17 protein-coding genes and 1 pseudogene are annotated in these 22,023 nt (G+C 61.2%); 3 read left to right on the top strand and 15 right to left on the bottom strand.

The genetic code is table 11. The annotated features are described in order from the left end of the window. Window positions 1–9 precede the first annotated feature (9 nt). The 8 genes and pseudogenes from CXQ80_RS25320 to CXQ80_RS11750 form a co-directional block, all read right to left on the bottom strand. Window positions 10–1,692, bottom strand: coding sequence for a glycosyltransferase family 4 protein (locus CXQ80_RS25320; RefSeq protein WP_371918929.1), 1,683 nt, complete (start codon window positions 1,690–1,692; stop codon window positions 10–12). Window positions 1,693–2,085: 393 nt separating this feature from the next. Further along, window positions 2,086–2,988, bottom strand: a pseudogene (locus CXQ80_RS25325) (DUF535 family protein); the annotation flags it as partial. Between the two features lie 7 nt (window positions 2,989–2,995). Next, window positions 2,996–3,973 (bottom strand): glycosyltransferase, encoded by a 978-nt coding sequence (locus CXQ80_RS11720; RefSeq protein WP_101319574.1) that lies wholly within the window; start codon window positions 3,971–3,973, stop codon window positions 2,996–2,998. Between the two features lie 56 nt (window positions 3,974–4,029). Continuing rightward, window positions 4,030–4,551: a serine O-acetyltransferase gene (locus CXQ80_RS11725; RefSeq protein WP_101319576.1), complete on the bottom strand. Its 522-nt coding sequence runs from the start codon at window positions 4,549–4,551 to the stop codon at window positions 4,030–4,032. Window positions 4,552–4,559: 8 nt separating this feature from the next. Continuing rightward, window positions 4,560–5,516, bottom strand: a complete 957-nt coding sequence (locus CXQ80_RS11730; RefSeq protein WP_101319578.1) for a glycosyltransferase family 2 protein — start codon at window positions 5,514–5,516, stop codon at window positions 4,560–4,562. Beyond that, window positions 5,509–6,126, bottom strand: a complete 618-nt coding sequence (locus tag CXQ80_RS11735; protein WP_101319580.1) for an acyltransferase — start codon at window positions 6,124–6,126, stop codon at window positions 5,509–5,511. Before CXQ80_RS11735 ends, CXQ80_RS11730 begins: the two co-directional genes overlap by 8 nt. A 122-nt stretch (window positions 6,127–6,248) precedes the next feature. Beyond that, a complete protein-coding gene (locus CXQ80_RS11740; RefSeq protein ID WP_101319582.1) occupies window positions 6,249–7,715 on the bottom strand; it encodes an FAD-dependent oxidoreductase in 1,467 nt (488 codons plus the stop codon). Between the two features lie 251 nt (window positions 7,716–7,966). Next, window positions 7,967–9,343 (bottom strand): oligosaccharide flippase family protein, encoded by a 1,377-nt coding sequence (locus CXQ80_RS11750; RefSeq protein WP_101319586.1) that lies wholly within the window; start codon window positions 9,341–9,343, stop codon window positions 7,967–7,969. 93 nt (window positions 9,344–9,436) lie between these two features. On the opposite strand from CXQ80_RS11750, the gene CXQ80_RS11755 reads away from it, so the two are divergent. From CXQ80_RS11755 to galE, 3 genes are all read left to right on the top strand, one after another. Further along, window positions 9,437–10,960 (top strand): O-antigen ligase, encoded by a 1,524-nt coding sequence (locus tag CXQ80_RS11755; protein WP_101319589.1) that lies wholly within the window; start codon window positions 9,437–9,439, stop codon window positions 10,958–10,960. 5 nt (window positions 10,961–10,965) lie between these two features. Beyond that, window positions 10,966–13,554: a cellulase family glycosylhydrolase gene (locus CXQ80_RS11760; RefSeq protein ID WP_101319591.1), complete on the top strand. Its 2,589-nt coding sequence runs from the start codon at window positions 10,966–10,968 to the stop codon at window positions 13,552–13,554. A 123-nt stretch (window positions 13,555–13,677) separates the two neighbouring features. Next, window positions 13,678–14,640 carry a UDP-glucose 4-epimerase GalE gene (galE, locus tag CXQ80_RS11765; protein ID WP_101319593.1) on the top strand — a complete coding sequence of 321 codons (963 nt, stop codon included), beginning with the start codon at window positions 13,678–13,680 and terminating at the stop codon, window positions 14,638–14,640. A 31-nt stretch (window positions 14,641–14,671) separates the two neighbouring features. Here galE and CXQ80_RS11770 read toward each other — a convergent pair whose 3' ends face one another. The 7 genes from CXQ80_RS11770 to CXQ80_RS11795 all read right to left on the bottom strand — a co-directional run bounded on the left by CXQ80_RS11770 (window position 14,672) and on the right by CXQ80_RS11795 (window position 22,018). After that, window positions 14,672–15,469: a CpsD/CapB family tyrosine-protein kinase gene (locus CXQ80_RS11770; protein WP_101319595.1), complete on the bottom strand. Its 798-nt coding sequence runs from the start codon at window positions 15,467–15,469 to the stop codon at window positions 14,672–14,674. A gap of 11 nt (window positions 15,470–15,480) precedes the next feature. Next, window positions 15,481–17,046, bottom strand: a complete 1,566-nt coding sequence (locus tag CXQ80_RS11775; protein ID WP_101319597.1) for a Wzz/FepE/Etk N-terminal domain-containing protein — start codon at window positions 17,044–17,046, stop codon at window positions 15,481–15,483. Window positions 17,047–17,066: 20 nt separating this feature from the next. After that, on the bottom strand, window positions 17,067–18,182 hold the full coding sequence (locus CXQ80_RS11780; RefSeq protein WP_101319599.1) for a hypothetical protein: 1,116 nt from the start codon (window positions 18,180–18,182) through the stop codon (window positions 17,067–17,069). A 26-nt stretch (window positions 18,183–18,208) separates the two neighbouring features. Further along, on the bottom strand, window positions 18,209–18,766 hold the full coding sequence (locus CXQ80_RS11785) for a polysaccharide biosynthesis/export family protein (RefSeq protein WP_101319602.1): 558 nt from the start codon (window positions 18,764–18,766) through the stop codon (window positions 18,209–18,211). Window positions 18,767–19,056: 290 nt separating this feature from the next. Beyond that, window positions 19,057–19,233: an EPS-associated small membrane protein EppA gene (gene eppA, locus CXQ80_RS24810; protein ID WP_178080767.1), complete on the bottom strand. Its 177-nt coding sequence runs from the start codon at window positions 19,231–19,233 to the stop codon at window positions 19,057–19,059. A gap of 445 nt (window positions 19,234–19,678) precedes the next feature. After that, complete coding sequence (locus CXQ80_RS11790; protein WP_101319604.1) at window positions 19,679–20,797, bottom strand: glycosyltransferase family 61 protein; 1,119 nt, start codon at window positions 20,795–20,797, stop codon at window positions 19,679–19,681. A gap of 66 nt (window positions 20,798–20,863) precedes the next feature. After that, the gene (locus CXQ80_RS11795; RefSeq protein WP_101323031.1) at window positions 20,864–22,018 is read right to left on the bottom strand and encodes a hypothetical protein; all 1,155 of its coding nucleotides are present in this window, start codon (window positions 22,016–22,018) and stop codon (window positions 20,864–20,866) included. Window positions 22,019–22,023 lie beyond the last annotated feature (5 nt).

The raw sequence follows: 22,023 nt of genomic DNA on the forward strand, positions 1-22,023 counted from the left end.
CCGCGCCTGCTACTGGCAGCTGCCTAATGCCGAGGGCTCGCGGGCAGCCGCATCGGCCTCGCTGAGCACCTCGTCATAGAAGCCCAGCAACTCGCTAGCCTGGTCGCTGAAGACAATGATGTTGTCCTTGAATGGATTGCGGTGCCGAGCGAAGCGTGGCTGATCATCGAGAATCGCCACGATTGCCTGGCGCAGGTAGGTCTCATCGCCGCTCAAGGGAATGATCGTGCCGTTGACCCCCTCGATGATGTCCTCGACCGTGCCGCCGGAGTGAGTACTGATCACCCAGACGTCGCGAACCAGCGCCTCGCGGACTGCCAGGCCGAAGGTTTCTTTGCATTGAGTGGGGAACAGCAGCACATCGATGCCCGAGAAGAACGCATCCATGGTGGCCTGGGTGTAACCAGGGATGATGCTCACCGTGCCGGGGATCTTGATGCTGTGCCGGTTGAACGAGCGAAAGCCCATGTTCAGCAGGTTGTCGACCACCTTCAACTCGTAGTCGGACCGGTCCAGGCCGCTGAAGGCGCGGATGATCACGTCGATGCCCTTGACCGTCGAATCACCGCCGACAAAGCCAAAGCGAATGGTCTGCCCCGGCTGCTTCTGGTAACCGGGCGCCGGCGCCATGATGCCGTTGCGGTTGACCTGGATGTGCTCCGGATCGAAGCCGTTGGCAGCGTACAGGTCCTTGCAGAAGCGGCTCGGTGCAAGCAACAGGTTGGCTTGCTTGAGCGTGTCCGCCAGGAGCTTTTGCCGATGTTCATTGAGCGCCGCGTCGTCGACGCAGGTGGCGCACACCGCCAGGTCAATGCTGGTCTGCCCGCAGTAACGGCCTTGATCGTTGATCATGAACTGGCGCCCGCAGATCCACCAGGCGTCATGCAAGGTCACCACAAATGGGATACCGGCGCGTGCGCAGCAATCGGCCAGCTGCGCGCCGAGGCCCTGGATCGAATGCAGGTGCACCAGGTCCGGGGCGACGCTTTTGAGTACGGCCTCGAAGATCGGCACGGTGGAATGGTTCTCGAACATGTCCCGGTCGGATATCTGTTCCGACAAGCCCATACCCAGCACTGCCGCGCCCTGTGCCTCATAGCGATACAGGCTGTAGCGTGGCACGTCGGTATCGGGGATGGCCGTGAACACGAACTGCTGCCAACGGCCGGTAGCGCCAGTCAGCCGCGACATCTGTTCGGCGATGACCGTGGCGCCACCAAAGCTGCGTGGCGCAAAAAAGATATTGGCCGAGAGCAGACGGCGCACACTCTTGCTGGGCGGCGCGGCAAACACTTGCCCCAGCTGCTCTGCGGTCTCTACCAGACACACCTGGCTCGCCCCTGCCTCGCGCATGGCCGTGGCCAGCGGCGGGCTTGCCGCCAGCGCCTGGTCACAGGCCAACAGGGCCTGGCGATGCTGGTTTACGGCGGCCAGCAGGCGGTTGATGGTGTCTTCGCTATGCCCGACAACATCGTCGCGTTGGCCATAAGCCACCGGGTCGAAGATCAGCTCGTCGCTGTCCCACCAGCAGTTGACCTGGAGCCGCTTGGCCTCGGCAAACAGCGGGGCCAGTTCGGCTACTGCCGGTAACTGGTGGAAGATCACCACCGAGCAGGTTTGCAAAGCAATCTGACAGGCGCCAGCATCGCGCCAGTCAAGCGAAACGCAGTGATGACCCAGGTCTTGAAACATGCGTTGCAACTGCGCCGGGCGGCTTTTCGGCTGCTGGTCGGCGCTGAATTCGCTGAGCAGCAGAACATCCCGTGGGAACAGCTCGCTGGCAGCCACCGCCGGCGCGGCCAGCGGCACTTTGGTGCGGGTCGCCGCCGGGCTCTTCCAGAGCAGCCGCGGCCCTTGCTTGAGCAGCTCGCGAACGATCTTGCGCAAGGTCGGGTAGACACCCGCCTTGCGCAGGTAAGCTCGCAAGCGCTGATCTGCGCGCGGCTCGGTGGTCAGCAGGCGGATCAACTTGGCGACCTTGGTGCTGAAGGTTCGAGAACCGATCGCCGGCTCATCTTCAGGCAGCCTCAGTGCAGAGCCAAGCCGCTGCCGGTGGCTGTGCAACTGACGCTGGCCAACCCCGCCGGGAATGGCCGCCTCGATGCTGGCAAAGACCTGATCCAGCAGCGCGTGGCGGCGGCGATACATGGCCCGTTTCTTCGCAGCGATGTCGTCGGCCGAGCGTCGCGCCGCGGCCACAGGCAGGCTGTAGAAGTCCTGATGCGCGGAGGCTACCGCGCCATGCTCAAGCCAGATGACGTCGTAGTTGGCGGCCAGGTCTTCACCTTTGTCTGCCCCGAAATAGGCATGCCGGTGATGCCGGTAGGCGTCGGCCACGGCATAGATCCGCGTCACGCCAATGGTGCGTGCCAGGCTCTTGAGCGCTTCGATCAGGAAGCTTCTGGGGCGCATGCCTTCGAAGTCCTTGGTCAGGTCGCGATAGATTGCCAGCGAGCGTTCGCTGTCGATGCCTTTGTGGATGCCCTGCACCGCGCCGATTACCAGGTTCAACTGGCTGTCCATATGGCACAGGGTGAATGCCAGCGACGCGACCCGCAGATCCCCCTGGAACAGATTGAGCACCAGTTCGCCTTCGCGTTTGAACCAGATCGGCCGGTCCAGCACCAGGCTACAGCCCGGCGAAAAGGCCGACAGGTCGCACAGTTGCAGCGACTCGTCGCGCCCCAGCAACAATAAGGTGGGCAGGTAGCGGCTGACCACCTCATAGTGCGAGGCCAGCACACTCAAGCGCAGCGGCGCCTTCCAGGACTTGCTGATGTAGGGCCATTGCACCACACCGATGCAGTCCACTCCGAGACGGGCCATGCGCTGCTTGCCCAGCACCGACGAGGTGCGCTGCATGAAGGCGCTCAGCTCAGGCCACTGCCTGGCCATCGCCAGTACCAGCTTGAATTTGTTGTTCAGTGCCCGCAGCGAGTAGCCCGGTTGCAACACGAGCACGCTTTTCGCTAACGATCTAACCATCATCGGCATCTCACTTGTACTCGATCAAACCCGACTTGCCGGCGGCAAACCTGTTCAACAAAAACTTGACCTGGCCGAGCATCTCGGGGAATTTCGCCAGCACCAGAAACACCGCCTGCAGCCAGTTCTCACGCGGTGAGCGAGCGCCGCGACGGGCCAGCCGCAGCGCTTGTAGCGGATAGATCAACAGCAGCAGCAACCACACCGGCCCAAGCACCAGGCTGAGCAGGATGATCAACAGCGGAATCAGCAGGCCCCACAGCCAGGCTCGGCGAGACTCGCGCCGCCAGTGCCGCTCGGGCGCCGCGCCATGCAACCAGGCGCCCTCGGCAAAGGCATAGCCGCCGCGCAAGGTGCGCTGCCACCACTGGCTGAAACGGGTCATGGCCGCATCATGCAAGGTCATTTCCGCGTCCAGCCGCCAGATCTTCCAGCCCCGCTTGCGCAGGCGTACGCACAGCTCCGGCTCTTCGCCGGCAATCAGCTCCGGGCGAAAGCCCGACACCGACAAAAATGCCTCGACGCGCATCAACGCATCGCCGCCGCAGGCCTTGGCCTGGCCGATCGGCGTGTCCCACTCAAGGTCACACAGCAGGTTGTACACCGAGTGCTCAGGGAAGCGCTCACGGCGCCGCCCGCAGACCACCGCGACATCGCCTTGGGCATCGAGAAAAGCCTGCGCGGCGGGCAACCAGCCACGGGCCACTTCACAGTCCCCGTCAACGAACTGCACGTAGCGCATCCCGGGCATCAGCCGCTGCAAGCAGGCGAAACCTTCGTTGCGCGCTCGCGCCGCGGTGAACGGTATGGATAGATCCAGCGCCAGTACTGCCACACCATGATCAGCAGCGCGTTGCAGCGAACCGTCGCTGGAGCCTGAATCGACATACACCACCTGCTCCGCTGACCCTGCAAGCGAGGCCAGGCAACGCTCCAGTCGCAAGCCCTCGTTCCGACCAATCACCACTACGCCGATACCTGTCACCATGAGCCTCACTCGCCAAACCGGAGCGCAACCGCGCGCACCTGCTCACTCTGCTGTCATCAATCCTGCGCCAACAATGCAGGTTTTTTCAGTTTGACGGTTGCTGGCACTCCGACCGCCAGGGCGTCATCCGGCACATCGATCAACACCACAGCGTTGCAACCGATCACCACGTTGTTGCCAATGCGGATGTTGCCCAGCACTTTTGCACCCGCACCGATATCGACGTTGTTACCGATGATCGGCGCAATCGGCTCGCTGACGTTTTTCAGCCCCACTACTACGCCATTGCGAATTCGGCAGTCGTCACCAAATCGAGCATAGCCACTGATGACGATGCCGCCGAAGTGATCGATGACGAAATTGCGCCCGACCACGACTTCGCAAGGCAGCTCGATGCCGGTAATGATCTGGACAAACTTGAACAGCACTTTGTAGATCAGCGAAAACAACTTGCGTAGCAGCGCCGGGCGCACGCCGTAACGCCAGCGGCCAAAACGGTAGACCAGCATCACCCAGAAGCCCTGGGCGCCCCAGTCGCCGCCGTAGGCCTGCAAGTCAGCGCGAATTTTGTCGAACATGGGCTCTCCTAGCGTGTCGGTTGGCTGGCCAGGCGCGTGGCAAACAGCAGCTTCCAGGTTGCCACATTGTGCTGCCAGCACGCCTTGATCGCTGGCCAGCCGCGGCCTTTGAGCAAGGCCTTGAGGGCCAGGACCAGATCGCCCACGCACACCAGCAGCATATGCAGGATCAGCCCCAAGACGCCGTGGTGCTTGCGAAAATAGAGCAGTTCGCTTTCGATCTGATAAGCCGAGATCTGCCGGCTGGCAGCCTCGAGCTTGGCCACTGACTTGGAGCTCTCGCCGCCGATGTGCACCACCGTCGTGTGCGGATAGAACACCACCTTCCAGCCAGCCTGCTTGACCCGCTTGCAGTGGTCGACTTCCTCGTAATAGAGGAAGTAACGCGGATCGAACAAGCCGACCTGATCAAGCACTTCCCGCCGTACCAGGTAGTAACAGCCCGGCAGCCAGTCACATTCGCGGACCGAGTCATGGTCCCAGTTCATTTCATCGACCATCTTCACGCCCGGGAACAGGCGTTTGAGGCCGGTACGCGCAATGAACACGTTCAAGGGCGTGGGAAAGTAGCGGCAGCACGGCTGCAGGTCGCCCTCGCGTCCTTCCAGGCGCACGCCGAGCACGCCGCAGTCCGGGTGCTGGTCCATGTAGGCGATGGTTTTTTCAAGGGTGTCGCTGGCGACGAAGGCGTCGGTATTGAGCAACAACGCATAGCGGCCCTGCAGGTGCTCGAGCAATTGATTGTTGGCGCGGCCAAAACCGACGTTGTCGCGATTGCTGACCAGCAGCGCCTCGGGACAGACCTCGGCCAGGCGTTCCAGCGAGTTGTCGACCGAGGCGTTGTCCACCACCAGATAGCTGGCCAGGGTTTCGCTGTCGGCGCGGCGCAGGGCATCGAACATCGGCTGCAACAAGGCGCCGGTGTTGAAGTTGACGACCATGACGTCGACCGGCTTGCTAGCCATTGTTGTTGTCTCCAAAGAAGTACTGGCGCCTGACCTCGGCCAGCATCGGTTCCAGTGCCGGGTCGTAGGCGCCCTCGCGCTTCTTGATCAGGTCGATCCAGGGGTAGGCATTACAGCGTTCCTCGACGCGCTGGATCATCTCGGCAGTGGTGCAGATGAACCTGGCCGGGTTACCACCCACCACCGTGCCGGGTGGCACGTCTTTGGTCACCACCGAGCCTGCCGCCACTACCGAGTCGGGGCCGATGGTCACCCGCGGCATGACGATGGCACCGTGACCGACAAAGCAGTTGTCCTTGATATCGATGAAGCCCACCGAATCGAGCTGTTTGCCGTAGCACACCTCGATCAATGCCACCACGGCATCGTGGCCGATCAGGGTGCAGTCGGACAGGCCGACATTGCTGCCCAGGCGCAACAGCGCCGGGTCGGTGATGTTGCAGCCTGGGTTGATGTGGATATTGGTACCGACCGAATAGAACTTGCCCCAGCGCGCCATGTACGCGCCCCAGTCACGGGCATTGGGGTTGCAGATTTTTTTATAGGCCGCGCCACCGCGCCCGGTCGAGTACACAAACGACGTGATTGTGTTGCGTATCCATCCATACATGCTGCTTGCCTCGCCAATAAAGCAATCCCTGGACTGTTGCTGAGGCGTCTGCGGTCTCGTTTTGTCCTTGCGACCGTTTGCGCACCCAACCCGTTATCAACCGCAGTGAAGCAACTACTCGTTCAAACAACCGCACCGCTTGCTGCCCGGAGCCTGGCGTTGAGGTGATCGGCCAGGCGCAGGGCAAACTGGATCAGCGGCATGGTCGGGTTGGAGGCGCCGCCCTTGGCGAAAATACTGCTGCCGGCGACATACAGATTGTCGGTCGCGAACACCTTGCAGTCAGTATCCACCACGCCGAACTCAGGCGAAGCGGCCATGCGCGTGGTGCCCATGTGATGCGCATGCGGGGCCATCTTCAGTGGCACGCTGCTCTCGTAGACAAAATCGTTGAGCTTGACGAAGCCCAGGCCCATTTCGGCGAACTGCTTGGCCATCTCGGCGCCGATGCACTTGATGGTATGCCGGTCGTCTGCACTCACCACCCAATTGACATTGACCTTGGCCACGCCCAGCTCATCCTTCTCGTCGAGCAAGGAAATACGGCTTTGCCGGTTGGGAAACTGCTCGATCATGGTGCCGATGATGCCGTCGCCAGGACAACTGAACTTGGCGATGAACTCGACCTTGCTGGCCACGCCCATTTCACAGGCGAGGTTTTCCAGAAAGTGCTTCACCTCGGCAGTTCTGCCGTAGGTCTGTACATCGGCCAGCACCGCCGTGGAAACATTGCCCTTGCCCGCCTGGTACTCGGCAACGAAGGCGTCGGTGGTGTAGTACTGGCGTGACTCAGTATCCTCGCCGTCCTTGAGGATAAAGGTGCCCATATCGACGTTCAGGTGCTCCATGAAGCAGCGGCCGACCGGGCCGTCCTTGCTGACCACGCCAGCGGCGCGCAGCGACTCGCTGTTGAGCAACTGCCGGGCGTTCTCGATCGCGCCAGTGGCGAGGATGAAGTGCCTGGCCTGCAACCGCGCGCGCTGGCCGTTGTAGTCGGACACCAGTACAGCCCCGACGCGGCCAGTATCCTGAGCGAATTCGATATCGACGCAGTTGCAGTTGATGAACACGTCCAGGCCAGGGGTGTCGTTGAGCGCTGCTGCGTATTTTTGCGCAAAGCGCGTGGGCGGGCTGAGCAGAAACCGGTCTGCTTCGAACTCGCCGCCCTTCAGCCCGGCATTCATGGTGTGAAATTCGGCGCCTGCGGGCAGATCGACGATGTCCATGGCAGCAGCAAGGTACTGCTCGATTTCCGCATAGGCGATTGGCCAGCCGGGCATTTCGCCGGGTGGTGCCACAGAGAAGTCCGATGCGGTGAAGGGGCGGCAGCGCCCTGCCCAATGGTTTGAGGTGCCGCCCAGATAGCGCAGACGGGTTTCTTCAGCGTACAGCTCAAGGCCGGTCGAGGTGCATTTGTAGAATGCCTGCGACTGCGGGGTGTATTCATGACCGCCCGCTTCGAGCAGCACCACCCGCCAACCGCCGGCGGCCAGGCGCAGGGCCAGGGTGATGCCGGCTGGGCCGGCACCGACGATGCACACGTCGTAATCATCGCGCAGCGTTTTGTCTGCCTGATAGTCCTTGATCATGCTGGCCCGTCCCGAAAATAGTCAGCAGGCAATACCCAGCCGTTTATCACCACGAACCCGGCCTTTTTCTCGGCAGGCTTTGCCACCGCGCTGGCACCCACGCCAAACATCGCCCCGCCGATCCCCAACACCACACAACCCCGAAGAAAGCCTCTACGACCGGACAGCCGACTGCAAAATTCAAGCTTCCCCATAATTCCAAGACCTGTGCCCGTGGATTATTGACATCTTAGTAGCTGGCCCGACAAGCGTCAGAGCCAGGCGAAAAAATGCGTGACCGCAACGCCGAACAACGCCCCGACCGCCAGCATGGGCAGCACCACCAGCTCGCGCTTGAGGCTGAACATGCCCAGCTTGCAGTTGACGCAGACCACCAGGATCAAAGTCGGCAAGGTGTGCAGGGCGACCCCCCAGATCGCGTATTCGACGCCGCCCAGGGCGAGCAACAGCGGTAACAAGGCCCACAGCGAAACCAGCCGGATGATGTTGTCCATGGCCTGATACTTGGTCAGGCCGAGGGCCACCCAGAGCTGATGCGACATGGTGTAACGCAGGGTGAAGAACGACAACGACAGAATCGCCAGCATCGGGCCGGCTTCGGCATAGCGCTCGTCATACATCCAGCCGATCAGCAACGGGCTGGCAGTCAGCAGTACGCCGCAGGTAAACAGCATGGCCAGGTCGACCAGCAGCTTGAACCGGTAATACAGGCGCTTGAGCCGCTCCATGTCGCCTTCCCGGACTGCCTCGCTGAACGCGGGCAAGGCCACCGAGCCGCCCAGGCGCAACAGCCCGGTCTGGATCGCGCCTAGAATCAACACTGCAATCGAGTACACCCCCAGTTGCGCCACCGTCATGCTCGCGCCGAACCACATGCGGTCGCCGTACATCGCCAGCACACCGACCATCGACGACAACAGGATCCAGCGGCCGAACACGATCAGCTCCTGCAGTGCGTCGCGGTCCCACTGCAGGCGGTTGCCATGGCCATGCATCGCCAGGTGGCCAAGCAAGGTGCCTGCCAGCGCCGAAATCAACCCGGCCAGCACCAACGACCAGATCGAACGGGTGAAGTAACCAATCAGCAACATCGCCAGCAATCCGATGAACTGCGACGCCAGTTCGATCAAAACCACGCGCTTCTGTTGGAAAGTTCGCACCGCCACATCTATCTTGGTCGACTGAAAGCCCCAGATGATCGCCGACAGGCCAGTGGCAGCCAGCACCATCGGCAGCTCGGGGGCAGCGTAGGCCGACTCGGCAGGCCACAGGTCAGCCCGCTGGGCATACCAGGCGGCCAGTGCCAACAGCAGGGTCAGACCAAACAGCACGAAACCGCGCACGATCTGCACGGTCCAGGCGGTATTGAGAAACAGCGGATCGTCGCCGCGCGTGCTCTGGATGATGTTTTGCCGCAGACCGACGTCGGACAGCAAATGCAGGAGCATCGAAACCGTGCCGGCAATGACCATCACACCGAACATTTCCGGCAACAGCAGCCGCGCCATGATCAGGTTGCCGCCCAGCCGCATGCCCTGTGAAGCCAACAGCGACACCAGGTTCCAGGCTCCGGCCCAGATTGCCCTGGAGCGCAGGCTCACGGCAGCGGACGCTTCAATCGACGGCATGACTTCAATCTCTGACTGAATGGCTAGAAGTCACTATAGTTTCAATTAGCCATGATGCGAGTCTCAATAATCCAGGGATAGGTGCCCTAGCCAATGCCAGAACATTTTCGTGCACTGATCGTTATTTTGTTCGTGGCCAGCGTGGTGTTTGTGATGGCGCGCAAACCGGCACTGGATATCATTCCGCCGGCGGACTTCAAGCGCCGCCGCAACCTCTGGTTTGGCCTGACCCTACTGGCGTTTTTTTCCCACAGCTTCTGGCTATATGCCGCCGCCACCGCAATGATCCTGTATGTGGTGCGGCGCCGTGAACACAATGTGCTGGCACTGTTTTTTATCCTGCTGTTCCTGATCCCGCCGGCGTCGGTGGAAATACCCGGCTTCGGCGTGGTCAATTACCTGTTCGAGATGAACCACATCCGCCTGCTGTCGCTGTGCCTGCTGCTGCCCACCGCACTGGCCCTGAGCAGACAAGGCGACACCCTGGCCTTCGGCCGCACCCTGCCGGACAAGCTGCTGGCGGCCAGCCTGATTCTGATGGGCCTGCTGTACCTGCGCGAAACCACCCTGACCGATACCTTGCGCCAGAGCTTCTATCTGTACACGGATGTGTTTCTGCCCTACTACGTTGCCAGCCGCGGCCTGAAGCAGATCAGCGACTTCAAGGATGCGCTGCTGGCGTTCGTGCTGGCGGCGTTTCTGCTGTCGTTGATTGCCGTGGCCGAGTTTTCCCGCCACTGGCTGCTATACAACGCGCTGACCGATGCCATGGGCACCCAGTGGGGCATGTCCGGCTACCTCAGCCGCGGCGGCTCGCTGCGGGCCAGTGCTACCACCGGCCAGGCGATTGCGCTGGGCTACGTGATCAGCGTGGCGATAGGCCTGTTCCTGTTCCTCAGTAGCTATGTACGCAGCCGTTTGCAGTGCCTGCTCGGCGCATTGCTGCTGGCGGCCGGGCTGATCGTGCCGCTGTCACGCGGGCCGTGGATCGGTGCGGTGATCATTGTCGGCGTATTCATCGCCACCGGGCGCAACGCGGTCAAGCGCCTGAGCCTGCTGGCCATGGCCGGTGTGCTGGCGCTGCCGCTGCTGAGCGTGATGCCTGGCGGGGAAAAGGTGCTCGACCTGCTGCCGTTCATTGGCAACCTGGAAAAAGAGAACATCACCTACCGCGAGCGCCTGCTGGACAACTCATGGATCGTGATCCAGCGCAATCCGCTGTTTGGCTCGTTCGACTTCCGCAATACCCCGGAAATGCAGTCGATGATCCAGGGCGAAGGCATCATCGACATCGTCAATACCTATATCAACCTGGCCCTGCGGGTCGGGCTGGTCGGGCTGACGTTGTTTGTCGGCTTCTTCGTCAGCATCCTGTTCGGCCTGCGCAAGGCGCTGCGCGCCTTCCCCGACCGCAACGAAGAAGGTCGCCTGCTCGGCCGCGCCCTGTTGGCGACGTTGCTGGGCATTTTGGTGATCATCTTCACCGTCAGCAGTATTACCGTGATCCCTGTCGTGTACTGGTCGATTGCCGGGGTAAGCGTGGCTTACATACAGATGGTGCGCCGTGCCCGCCAGGCCGAAGCCGGTAGCGCATTCGCCAGCCTTCAATCCAGGTAATGACAATGACCTCACTGCGTATGCGCCCCCTCATGCGGGCCTCGGCCCTGCTCGCTCTGGTGCTGCTGCCGCTGCCGGCGTGGACGGCAGAGTGGTCAGTCAGCGTCGACCAAAGCAATGGCCTGCCGAGCCTGACCCGTGGCGGCGGCCCGGTCATGGCGTCACGCTTCGACTTCTGGGGCGCGGACTGGAGCTGGACCGGCTTCTACACCGCGCTCAAGGTCAATGCGCCCTATGCCTACAGCCTGATGGGCAAGAGCAAGGACCTCGACTTTGATCTGACCGCAAGCATCGCCAAGCCGCAGGCACAGACCCTGAGCTGGGACATCACCCTTGACGCCCACAGCAGGAAAACCGACATCATGGGCGGCGGCATCGTGTTCAACTTCGACCCGGCGCTGATTGCCGGCGAGATGGGCAAGCCGGTGTTGCTGCCGGGCAACAGTGGCTGGTCATGGGGCAACGATGCCCAGGGCCGACGCATCGAGATGCGCTTCCAGCCCGCCTTGGCCAGAGTGTTCATGGAACGCGGCGACCCCAGTGAAATACGTGCGTTTTTCTATGAGGACCCGATTGTACCCGGTCGCCAGCAGATCAAGGCGACGCTCACGGTCAGCGGCGATATCGACATTGGCCAGACCACGGAAGAACGTTTTGGCCTGGCCGACCCGAACAGTTGGCCGGATGACCAGCTCGACTGGCGCACCGCTCCGGTCGACCTGTCATTTCTCAATGCCGGGGAGAAACCGGCCGGCAAGCGCGGCTTCGTCAAGGCGGACGGCGAGCAGTTGGCCTTTGCCGACAACACCCCTGTGCGCTTCTGGGGGACCAATCTGTCTGCCTATGCGCTGTACAACACCCCCGACGACGAGATCAAGCAACAGGCCAAGCGCCTGTCAGCGTTGGGCTTCAACCTGATCCGCCTGCACCACCACGATTCGCCCTGGGTCAGCCCGAATATCTTTGGCGATGTCAGCAAACTGCGCGATACCCAACAGCTCAATGCCGAATCGCTGCGCAAGCTCGACTGGTGGATCAAGTGCCTGAAGGACGAAGGCATCTACGTCTGGCTGGACATGCACGTCGAACGGGTACTGACCATCAACGACCAGATCAGCGATTTCGCCGAGCTGGCCAAGGGCAAGAACTACATCGACCTCAAAGGCTATGCCTACGTCAACGCCTCGATCCAGCAAGCGATGAAGCGCTTTGCCGAGCAGTACGTCACCCATGTCAACGCCTACACCGGCATGGCCTACAAGGATGATCCGGCGATTGCTGCGCTGTTGCTGACCAATGAAAACGACATCGTCCAGCACTATGGCAACGCGCTGCTGCCGGACAAGGGCGTACCGCGCCACAGTCAGCGCTACATGGAGCTGGCCAAAACCTTTGCCCAGCGCCACGACTTGCCGGCAGACCGCACCTGGCGTGCCTGGGAACCTGGCCCGTCGAAGCTGTTTCTCAACGACCTCGAGCACCAGTTCAACGTCAGCCTGATCGAGCACCTGCGCGGGCTCGGCGTGAAAGTGCCGATCGTCACCACCAGCAGTTGGGGCGGCAATGGCCTGAGTACGCTACCGGCGCTGACCTCTGGCGACATGATCGATGCCCACAGCTACGGTGCCAGCGGCCAGCTGGAAAAAAACCCGCTGACCAGCGACAACCTTGTTAACTGGCTGGCTGCGGCGCAGGTTGCCGGCCTGCCGATGAGCGTGACCGAGTGGAACGCCCAGCCGTTCCCCAGCCCCGATCGTCACTCGCTGCCGTTGTACATTGCCGGCACCGCCAGCCATCAGGGCTGGGACGCGATGATGCAGTACGCCTACAGCCAGCAGGCTTTCATCGCCCAGTGGATCCGCGCCGACAACTGGAACGCCTACAACGACCCTGGCCTGATGGCGACCATGCCCGCCGCCGCCCTGCTCTACCGGCGCGGTGATGTGCAGCCCGCGCAGACCCGCTACGTCTTTGCGCCCTCACCCGCCACCCTGTTCAACCGCCTGATCACCCCGGCCAACTCGGTCCTGCTGCGCAGCGCAATGGAAAAAGGCCAGTTGCAGATCGCCCTACCGGCCTCCCCCGAGCTGCCCTGGCTGCGGCCCAGCCCCATTGCTGCGGGCGCGCAGGTGCTGCAGGACCCGGACCAATCGTTGCTGGCAGCCGATGCCAGCGAGTCCAGCTCTGACACTGGCGAGCTCAAACGCAACTGGCAGCAAGGCGTGTATACCATCGACACCCCGCTGACCCAAGCGGCGACCGGCTGGTTGGGCGGGCGTTCGATGAGCCTCGCGCAACTGGGGCTCGACCTGCAAACGCCATACGCGAGCGTGGCCGTGCAAAGCCTGGATGGCAAACCGTTCAGCCAGTCACGCGAGCTGCTGATCTCGTTGGCCACCCGCGCGGTGCCGCGCCCGGATGACATGACGCCGTTTCACGTCGAGCCGCTGCAAGGTCGCGTCAGCATCAAGGCTGGGCCAGGTTTGAAGCTGTATACCGGCAAACAGCAGCAGTTGCCCGTCAGCTACGAGGACGGGCGCTATGTGATCACTTTCGATGGCCAGCACATGAGTAATTGGCTGTTCTTGAAATAGCCTTTTTTGCCACCTACCCTCTCAGAAGTCAGCTTTAGTCCGCGTTTGCTCGACCCGCCTTAGATGCACCTGTTTGACCCACCCAGGAGTGGACGGAACAACTACAGATTCCAGGAGAATTGGATGAAGTTTCTGGTTGTCGGCGGCGCAGGCTACATCGGTTCACATATGGTCAAGCACTTGCTGCTGGCGGGGCATCAAGTTGTGGTCGCCGACGTCATGCCGGCCCACAGTGGGGTCGTCTGGGTCAATCTGGACATCGCCGACCGGCCAGCACTGGATGCGCTGTTTGCCTCTCATCGCTTCGATGCGGTGTTTCACTTCGCCTCGTTCATCCAGGTGGGCGAATCGGTCAGTGACCCCGGCAAGTATTATCAGAACAACGTCGCCGCGACGCTCTGCCTGCTCCAGGCGATGATGCAGGCAGACGTCAGGCAGCTGGTGTTCTCGTCGACCGCCGCAGTGTACGGCGACCCCCAGTATGTGCCGATCGACGAGGCCCATCCAAAGGCGCCGATCAACCCCTATGGACGCAGCAAATGGATGGTCGAGCAGATGCTCGAAGACTTCGATCGCGCCTACGGGCTGCGCTCGGTGTGCCTGCGCTACTTCAATGCGGCTGGGGCTGACCCCGATGGCATGCTGGGCGAGTGTCATGAGCCGGAAACCCATCTGATCCCATTGATCCTGCAGGCGGCCTCAGGTCGGCGCCCGGCAGTGACCGTGTTTGGCCGCGACTACAGCACCTCGGATGGCACCTGCATCCGCGACTATATCCATGTCAACGACCTCGCCTCGGCGCACGCCTTGGCGATCGACTACCTGCAGGCCGGCGGCGCCAGTACGGCGTTCAACCTGGGCAATGGCGAGGGCTTTTCCGTGGAGCAGGTGATAGCTGCCGCTCGCGGTGTCACGGGGCGGTCAATCAATGTCATCGAGGCAGGACGCCGTGCCGGCGACCCGCCGAGCCTGGTGGCCGACGCGAGTAAAGCTCGACAGATCCTCGGCTGGCACACCCAGTACCCACTGCTTGATGACATCCTTGGCCATGCCTGGAACTGGGAGCAGCAATACCCCTGGCGCTAAACACCAAGGGTTGGTCAGGGTTGAACACTACTCAGTAGTAAGAGCGAGTCTGCGCTTCGGCCTTGTTCAGCACGGCACCAATCAGGTTGGCGGTGGCCAGGTGGTACAGGCAGTCTTCGATTTCCTTTTTGCTGTTGTTGCCGTTGGCGACCACCAGCAGCACGCAGTCGAACTTGGGCAGCACGGTGATTGCATCGTCGGAGCTGAGCAACGGCGGCAGGTCGAAGATGCAGATGCGTGACTCGTAACGCTCGCGCAGGTCATGGATCAGGTTGTTCACCTTGGGCGAGGACAGCACCTCGGTGGACAATGGCACCGGCTCACGGGTCGGCAGCACGACAAAGCGCGGCAGGGTCGGGTTGACCAGCACCTCCTCCAGCCCAGCCTGATTGTTCAGGTATTCGTTGAGCGCCTTGCCCATCGGCAAGCCCAGGCTGCTGCCGACCCGCGGCCGGCGCAGGTCGAAATCAACCAGCAGCGCAGTCTTGGTGGTGTGGTGGGCGATGCTCATGGCCAGGTTGATGGCCAGCACGGTCTTGCCGGCCTCAGGCGTTGGCGAAGTGATCGCCAAGGTCCGCCAGCCGTTCTCTTCCATGGTTTGCAGCACTTGCGTGCGCAACAGGTCGAAGGCCCAACTCATGTTCGAGTTCTTGTTGTAGGCGACGATTCGATGCCGCTCCAGGTGCTCCGCGCGCAGTGGCACCACCGTGGTGTTGACGTAATCGAACTGGCCCAAGGCCTCGGGCTGCTGCAGCACCGGTGCTGGTTGCGCGGCACTCGCTGTTACAGGATGAAGGTTGCTTCCAGTAGCCGGCGTACGTCTGTCCATCGCTGCTTTCCCTATTCAAACCGAGCCATAGCTTTATAAAGCAGAAGGTCCAATGGCATGTAGAACAGGTGGACCATGAGTAACATGATAGCCACCAGTGCCAGTGCAGCAAGCACCGCCAGTACTCGCCAGCGCCTGCGTTTGGCCAGTTCAGCCTGGGTGGCGATGAACGGCACCGCAACCAGTACCCGCTTGCCGACCACGCTTTCCAGTGCGCCAACTCCGCGCACGCGCTGGTTGAGCATTTCCATCAGCATCACCAGTGCCGCGCCGCCAGCCGGTGCCAGTACCGCGCCGAGGGCGACGATCTTCTTGCGATTGGGCTTGACGGGTTTTTCCGGCAACAGCGGCGGCTCGAGCAGAACAAAGCGCTCGGCCTTGTTTTCCTGCTCCAGGCTTTCGGTGATTTTTGCGCCCATTTCCTTGGCGCGGATTTCCTCGTACTTCTTGCGGGCGTTGTCGTGGTCGCGCATCAACGTGACCAGGCCGCGTTCGACCTGCGGCGCCTCGAGGATCTCCGCCTCGTAGCCTTCGATCTTGGCCGAGAGCTGACGCTTTTGCTCAACCAGCGAGGCGATGCGCTGCTGCGCGGCGCCGATTTTGGTACGGGCGCGGGCAACCTCGAGGCTGACGCCCGAAGACGCTTTAGGACCGCCACCTGCCGCCTGCAGCGCATCGATCTTGCGTCTGACGGCAATCACATCGGGGTGGGCTTCGGTGTACGTGGTCAGCAGGCGAGCGTATTCAGCCTTGAGGCTGGGCAGATCCTGCGGCAAGTCAGCTGCACCGCCGCGGCTGCCATCGGCTTTGCTGGTGACACCGGCGTTGGCGGCAGACAGCTCGACTTCAAGGTAGCGCAGCTCTTCCTGAGCGGCCTTGTAGTCACGATCGATCTCGCGGAATTCAAGCTCGGCGCGGGACAACATGCTCATGCGCAACGCCTGGTTCTCAGGCAAGGTGTTGGCGTGCGCCTGTTTGAAGTCAGCCAGCTGATTTTCCAGGGTGGCCAGTTCAGCGCCCAGCTTGTTTGCCTCCTGGGTAAGGAATTCGGTGGTTTCGGTGGCGCGCTCGGTGCGCTGCTTGACATTTTCATTGAGGAACAGCGTGACCAGCTCGTTGGCGACTTCCTGAGCCACCTCGGGACGCTTGTGCTCGAAGGACACGTTGAAGGCTACAGTGGTTTCACCGCGGCCTTTGACGAAGGTGCTGAGGGTGTTGACCACGATCGTGTTGCGCATCTGATCGATCTTGTCCGACTCGCTGAACTGGCGGCCCTTGTCGGCAAACAATTGGTACTTGTCGATGATCCGCAGCAAATTGTCGCGGGTCATCACTCGCTGGCGAATCACCTCGATGCGCTCATCGGCGAAGCTGCTGTTGTTGGCCGAAACCAGTTCGGGCGAGATCTGCTGCGACTCGACCAGAATGGTGCCGGTGGACTGATACAACGGTGGCACGCTCAGCGCGATCGCCACGCTGATGGCCAGAATGACCACGATGGTCACCCCGAGCAGCAGCGCACGGTCCTTGATGATGGCGATGTAATCCTTGAGGGACAGCTCGTATTCAGACTTCATAGTGGCCACCAGGCTGAACGTCAGAGGTCGGGGATTCGGTAAGTGAGGGTCAGGCCGACAATGGTGCCAACGGCGTCACCCAGGTCGTTCTGCTTGCGCTCGCGGTGCATCAGGGACAAGCGCACGTCCCAGAACTGCGAAAGCTCCCGGCTGGCCCACACGCCGTAGGTCTGCAAGGTATTCGGGGTCTGGCCCTTGCTGTCTTGCCAGGCCGCGTCGACGCCGACCCGGGTCAGCTCATCGACTGCATAACTCCAGCTTCCGCGCACGGCGTCGACTTCGGCAAAGCCGCCCTCGGCACTGGCCACCGTGCTGCGTTCGGCAGTCAACGTGGCGTCATGCCGTTCGCCGTTGTAGCGCAGCGATGCACCGCCTTCGCCGCGGCGCCCGCCGCCATCACCAGAGACCTGGTTGACGCCTACGCGCAGGGTGCCCTCGAGCCGCTCGGAGAACTGGTACTTGACCCCGACCACCGGCGCGTAGCTGTTGGAAGCGCTGGCGGTGGTGTCATCGTCAGGCTCGTAGCGCCTGGCGGTGATGCCGGTGAAGAACTGGGTCTGCGCACTCCAGGCGTAGGTCAGGGTCAGTTCGCTGGCCAGTTCGTCGTAGCCGGTAAGCGTGTTGATGTCGTAGCGGGCCCGGTTGTAGGTGGTTTCGTTTTCCAGGGTGGTCCGCTCGGTCAGCGCGCGGTTCCAGTTGCCGATCAGCGAATACAGCTTCTGGGTGCCGTCAGTGGTGACCACACCGGTTTCAAGCACTGTGCCGGAAAGTGTCGAGCTTTCGCTGTACAGGCCACGCAAGCCAAAACCACCGGTTTCGGTCTCACGCTGCCAGCCAATACTCAGATTAGGGTCTTCGCGGTCATCGACCACCGACTTGTCGGATGAGCGCAGCACCGTCAGACCCAGGCCGAAGCGCAGCTCATCGCGATCGTATTTGCCAACCAGGCTGTAATTGGGCGCAATGATGGTGCGCACCACGCTTTGCTCCTGGGAGCTGAGCAACAGCGGGTTGCTGTCGTATTCGACAGTGCTGGGCAATGTTGCCGAAGACTGCCAGACGGCAGCGTGGACCGAGGCCGAGTACGGCAACATGCAGATTGCCGTTACAACACCTGTTGCGCGAAGCAGCGGCACGGTCGATTTTGCGCTAACCAGCCCGCTCAAGGGACGACCAGCGTATCGCCAGCCTGAAGTTGGATATTGGTGGACAGATCACGCCCCGAAACCAAATCCTTGTAACGCACCGGCAAGACCCGCTCGGTATTGCCGACACGGCGGATCACCTTGATCGCGCTTTCATCGGCGAACTTGTCCAGGCCGCCGGACATGCTCAAGGCCTGCAGCACCGCTGTCGGCCCAGACATCTGTACCGGGCCGGGCTTCATCACCTTGCCTTGCACATAGACCAGGTTGCCGTTGACCTCAGTTACCACGACGCTGACGTTGGGGTCTGGCATGTACTTTTCGAGTTGGCGGGCGACACGGCTTGCCGCCGTGGTGACATCCAACCCAGCGACATCAACCCGGCCTGCCAGCGGGAAAGTGATGCTGCCGTCGGGCAGCACTTTGGTTTCCTGGCGCAGGCTGTTATCGCCCCACACCGAAACAGTGACCTTGTCGCCCGGACTCAGCAGATAAGGCGAACTCTTTTCATCGGCACTGACCGTACCGGACCAGACCGCAAGTACGCAGACCAGTGAACCTAACAAACGCACCATGGGGGTCCCTCCGGCCAGGCGGCCGTCAAAAGAGCACTGAATGAGAACTACGCACAACCTCTCGCTCTACTGCAAAGCTGCATTGCCACCGCTGCAGCGGCTCTGCGCTGCTTTACGGCCGTTGCCGCAATGCCCTGTCAATCACCCGGCGTTAGCGCCACTGGCATCTGGAATATAGCTAGGCTTTGAGAATTGACAAGCCGCTCCTAGCCAACCCTGCTGCTCTATCTTGATCGATCAGACCTGGCGCCCACCCACACAATTGAAACCAGCCAAACGCTTGAAGCCGATCAGATTTTTCTTCTATTGGCGACGGCGACAAAACCCACAACTGCAAACGCAAACAACCATGCCGCTGTCGTCAGCGGGATGACGCTGTTCTGGCTTACATATGAATCAGCGGCACGAGCAGCACCGCTTAACAGCACCAGCAGGAAAATCGATTTGATAAACAGGGTCGAACGCATAATCCCCTCCAGAAAGAGGAAGAACAGATGAGTTGGGTGCAGATCGCATGGGGTGTTGAAATGAGCTTATGGGCACAATGATATTACGTCAATGATCCGACACCATAATAAAACTCAATCGGGGGGCACTGTTTTCGTCAAAAACACGACAACTGAAATATGCTGTTTTGCCTAATCAGCTAACAACGGCCAAAAGCGCCTATGCTCGCTAATCTTCGCGGTAAAAGCGGGGCTTGATGACCACTTGAATGCGAACATTTCGCGTCAATGGACCATTACGCAGGCGCAAATCAGAGTTTAACTGGTTAGCAAACCCGGCGCGGTTATTCCGCTTGGCGATATATATGTTCTGCAGGTGTTTCATAAACGAGAAGGCAATGTAATCAATTGCATTTAACACGTGCCAAATAGACATCCACCTGCCCAATTGCCAGGCAATGGGGTATTAGCCTGCTGGCAGCAGGTCGAGAGTTCGGTCAAGTTCATCCCTATCGATAATAAAGCCGTCACCTTCCGGCTGACCGACGACAAACGCGAAATGTTGCCCATCGCGATCTGCCAAGTATTTGTAATAACTGACAAAACGGTTGGGCGGTTGCAGGGTGAGGATGGTCCCGCCCTCTCGCAATACGTTGACGCCGTGGACGAGCTGGCTGCCTTCGACACCCGCAACAATCCTGGCACCCGCGCACGCCGCCACAATGGTGGGCACATCGTTGCGCAGCGGGTCGATGACGCGAAAGCCGTACTGCGTGCGCAGGTGCTCGGCAATCGCCAGTTCGTTGCGCAGCAGGCGCAGCTCGCCAGCGCCGCCGCGCAGCAAGAACACACCCGGATGCGGCGCATGGCTGACATGGGATAGCAACTTGTCGCCCATGGCGCGATAGCGTGCATGCCGGCTGCGGTTGTGGCTCTGGTCATCGAACAGGACCAACTCGCGGAAGAAGGCCGTGTGCAGGCGCAGCGGGTTCATCCCCAACCAGGCTTCATAAGGCGGCGCCTGAGTGAACAGCGGCAAGCGTGCCGAGGGCGCAGTCGTTACCGGCACTCCCTCATCGCATGCCAGCGCATAGGTCACGCAGTCTTCCATCAGCCAGGTGCCAAACCACGAATTGCCATTCTGCGTGCAGTAGATCGCTGCGCGCTCGATCTCGTGCTCCACCGCGATCCCGGGAAGGGTGCGCGGCTTGGCCGACAGCCATAGGCTGGCGTTGTCCTTGTACAGAACGCCATCGATAAGCCAGACATCCTTGAGCAAATAGCCCCGGGTGGGGCCATGTTCGACCTGGATGCCGCCGGCCATGGTCGGGCCAGGATGCACATAGGGGAAAAAACGCGACTCCCAGCCGGTTACCCGCTGCATTTGATCAGGCAGGCAAATTGCCGGTGGCGTGATGGTGCGCTCACCCGGGGCGATGTCCCAGCTCTTTAGCGCAAGGCTCTGCAGGGATCTGGCAGCTGACCGCGCCAACTTTTGCCGGGCAATGTTCCGATATGCGGCAAGCGTCCAGGTGTGCTGGCGCGAGGCTGGCTGGCCACTGAAATTCGAGATATTGCTTGGCATGAAGCCTCCTCCCACAGGACGGGTTCAACACAGGTTGGTGCGCCAATTCGTCCTGACTAGCGGCCGTTAGGTGGACACAACCCGCTCCATCGTGGGGGGCGATTGCAAGCTGGCATAGCGGCTGCGCAGGGTCTGCAAAAACCCTTCGCCATGGCCGTGGCCGCCGTACAGGTAGATCTTGTGCAGCCCGCCGAACACCATCTCGTGGTAGCGGCTGGCGACCTCGTCATCACTGGGCCCGTCGGGCAACCCCAGGTGCAACGTCAATTTGTTGCCCTCGACCGCGAACAGGGGCGTATCCCAGAGAAACTGTGCGGCTCCCGTCTTGGGCAAGCGCACAAACATATAGGCATGGTTACCCAGCGAATCGACATCCCCGCCCCGCCGTCGTTTCCACTTGAGCAGACCATCATCCGGACGCGCCAGGCACAGGCCAATGTCGTAATAGTCATAACCATTGGCCAACGCCCATTCGAGGGCCATGTAGGTGGTGATGGAATTGACCTCACGCAGCTTCTTGGCATCGCTGAATATCGCTTCGCAGTAACCAAAGCGCAGGGTGCTCCAGTAGCGCTTGCCGCCGCGAGTGATTTCGCAGCCAAGATGGCAGGCGACCACGTCATCGCCCAGCGTGATCAGGTCCAGACGGCCGACACCCTTGGCGATGCGAAACACTTCCTCAGTAGCAAACTGGGCAGCATGAATACCCTGGCGAGCGGTGGCGTACGGACGCAACAGCTCACGGTCAGCCATGGCGATCTCAGCGTCATCGAGAGTCTGGCGCATCTGGTACAGCGGCCGGTGCTTGCGAATGCTGCGGCGTAGTTCGCTGTCATAGCGGGCGGTGATGTCTTCCAAGGGACGACCCAGCGGCACTACGGCGCTCAGATAATGCGGCACCGACAACGCGCCGCTGGTGGGCATTTCGCTGATCACCACGGTTTGATCGGCGCCACCTGACGGCGCCACCGCGTAGGTTTCGGCGACCGCGGCCTGGCCCTTGCCGGCAATCAACAGCTTGGCCATTTCGCGCTGCTGCTTTCTGCCGATGTAGAGGATCTGATAAGGGCTCTCTTGCTTGAGCCGAAAGCGGCTGACTTCCCAGCGCCAGACACAGGCACGGCTGAGCACATCACGTAACCGATTCGAGACATGCCGCATCTCGTAGCGCATTGAGGGAGAGATGAATTTTCGAGCAACTGCCTGCAGGTTCTCTTTCATGTCTT

This window comes from Pseudomonas sp. 02C 26 (assembly GCF_002843585.1).
GTDB classification, from domain to species: domain Bacteria; phylum Pseudomonadota; class Gammaproteobacteria; order Pseudomonadales; family Pseudomonadaceae; genus Aquipseudomonas; species Aquipseudomonas shirazensis.

Coding starts and splice junctions, on each gene's coding strand:
- CXQ80_RS25320 (WP_371918929.1), bottom strand. CDS start 1,692: ATGTTTCAAGACCTGGGTCATCACTGCGTTTCGCTTGACTGGCGCGAT.
- CXQ80_RS11720 (WP_101319574.1), bottom strand. CDS start 3,973: ATGGTGACAGGTATCGGCGTAGTGGTGATTGGTCGGAACGAGGGCTTG.
- CXQ80_RS11725 (WP_101319576.1), bottom strand. CDS start 4,551: ATGTTCGACAAAATTCGCGCTGACTTGCAGGCCTACGGCGGCGACTGG.
- CXQ80_RS11730 (WP_101319578.1), bottom strand. CDS start 5,516: ATGGCTAGCAAGCCGGTCGACGTCATGGTCGTCAACTTCAACACCGGC.
- CXQ80_RS11735 (WP_101319580.1), bottom strand. CDS start 6,126: ATGTATGGATGGATACGCAACACAATCACGTCGTTTGTGTACTCGACC.
- CXQ80_RS11740 (WP_101319582.1), bottom strand. CDS start 7,715: ATGATCAAGGACTATCAGGCAGACAAAACGCTGCGCGATGATTACGAC.
- CXQ80_RS11750 (WP_101319586.1), bottom strand. CDS start 9,343: ATGCCGTCGATTGAAGCGTCCGCTGCCGTGAGCCTGCGCTCCAGGGCA.
- CXQ80_RS11755 (WP_101319589.1), top strand. CDS start 9,437: ATGCCAGAACATTTTCGTGCACTGATCGTTATTTTGTTCGTGGCCAGC.
- CXQ80_RS11760 (WP_101319591.1), top strand. CDS start 10,966: ATGACCTCACTGCGTATGCGCCCCCTCATGCGGGCCTCGGCCCTGCTC.
- galE (WP_101319593.1), top strand. CDS start 13,678: ATGAAGTTTCTGGTTGTCGGCGGCGCAGGCTACATCGGTTCACATATG.
- CXQ80_RS11770 (WP_101319595.1), bottom strand. CDS start 15,469: ATGGACAGACGTACGCCGGCTACTGGAAGCAACCTTCATCCTGTAACA.
- CXQ80_RS11775 (WP_101319597.1), bottom strand. CDS start 17,046: ATGAAGTCTGAATACGAGCTGTCCCTCAAGGATTACATCGCCATCATC.
- CXQ80_RS11785 (WP_101319602.1), bottom strand. CDS start 18,766: ATGGTGCGTTTGTTAGGTTCACTGGTCTGCGTACTTGCGGTCTGGTCC.
- eppA (WP_178080767.1), bottom strand. CDS start 19,233: ATGCGTTCGACCCTGTTTATCAAATCGATTTTCCTGCTGGTGCTGTTA.
- CXQ80_RS11790 (WP_101319604.1), bottom strand. CDS start 20,797: ATGCCAAGCAATATCTCGAATTTCAGTGGCCAGCCAGCCTCGCGCCAG.
- CXQ80_RS11795 (WP_101323031.1), bottom strand. CDS start 22,018: ATGAAAGAGAACCTGCAGGCAGTTGCTCGAAAATTCATCTCTCCCTCA.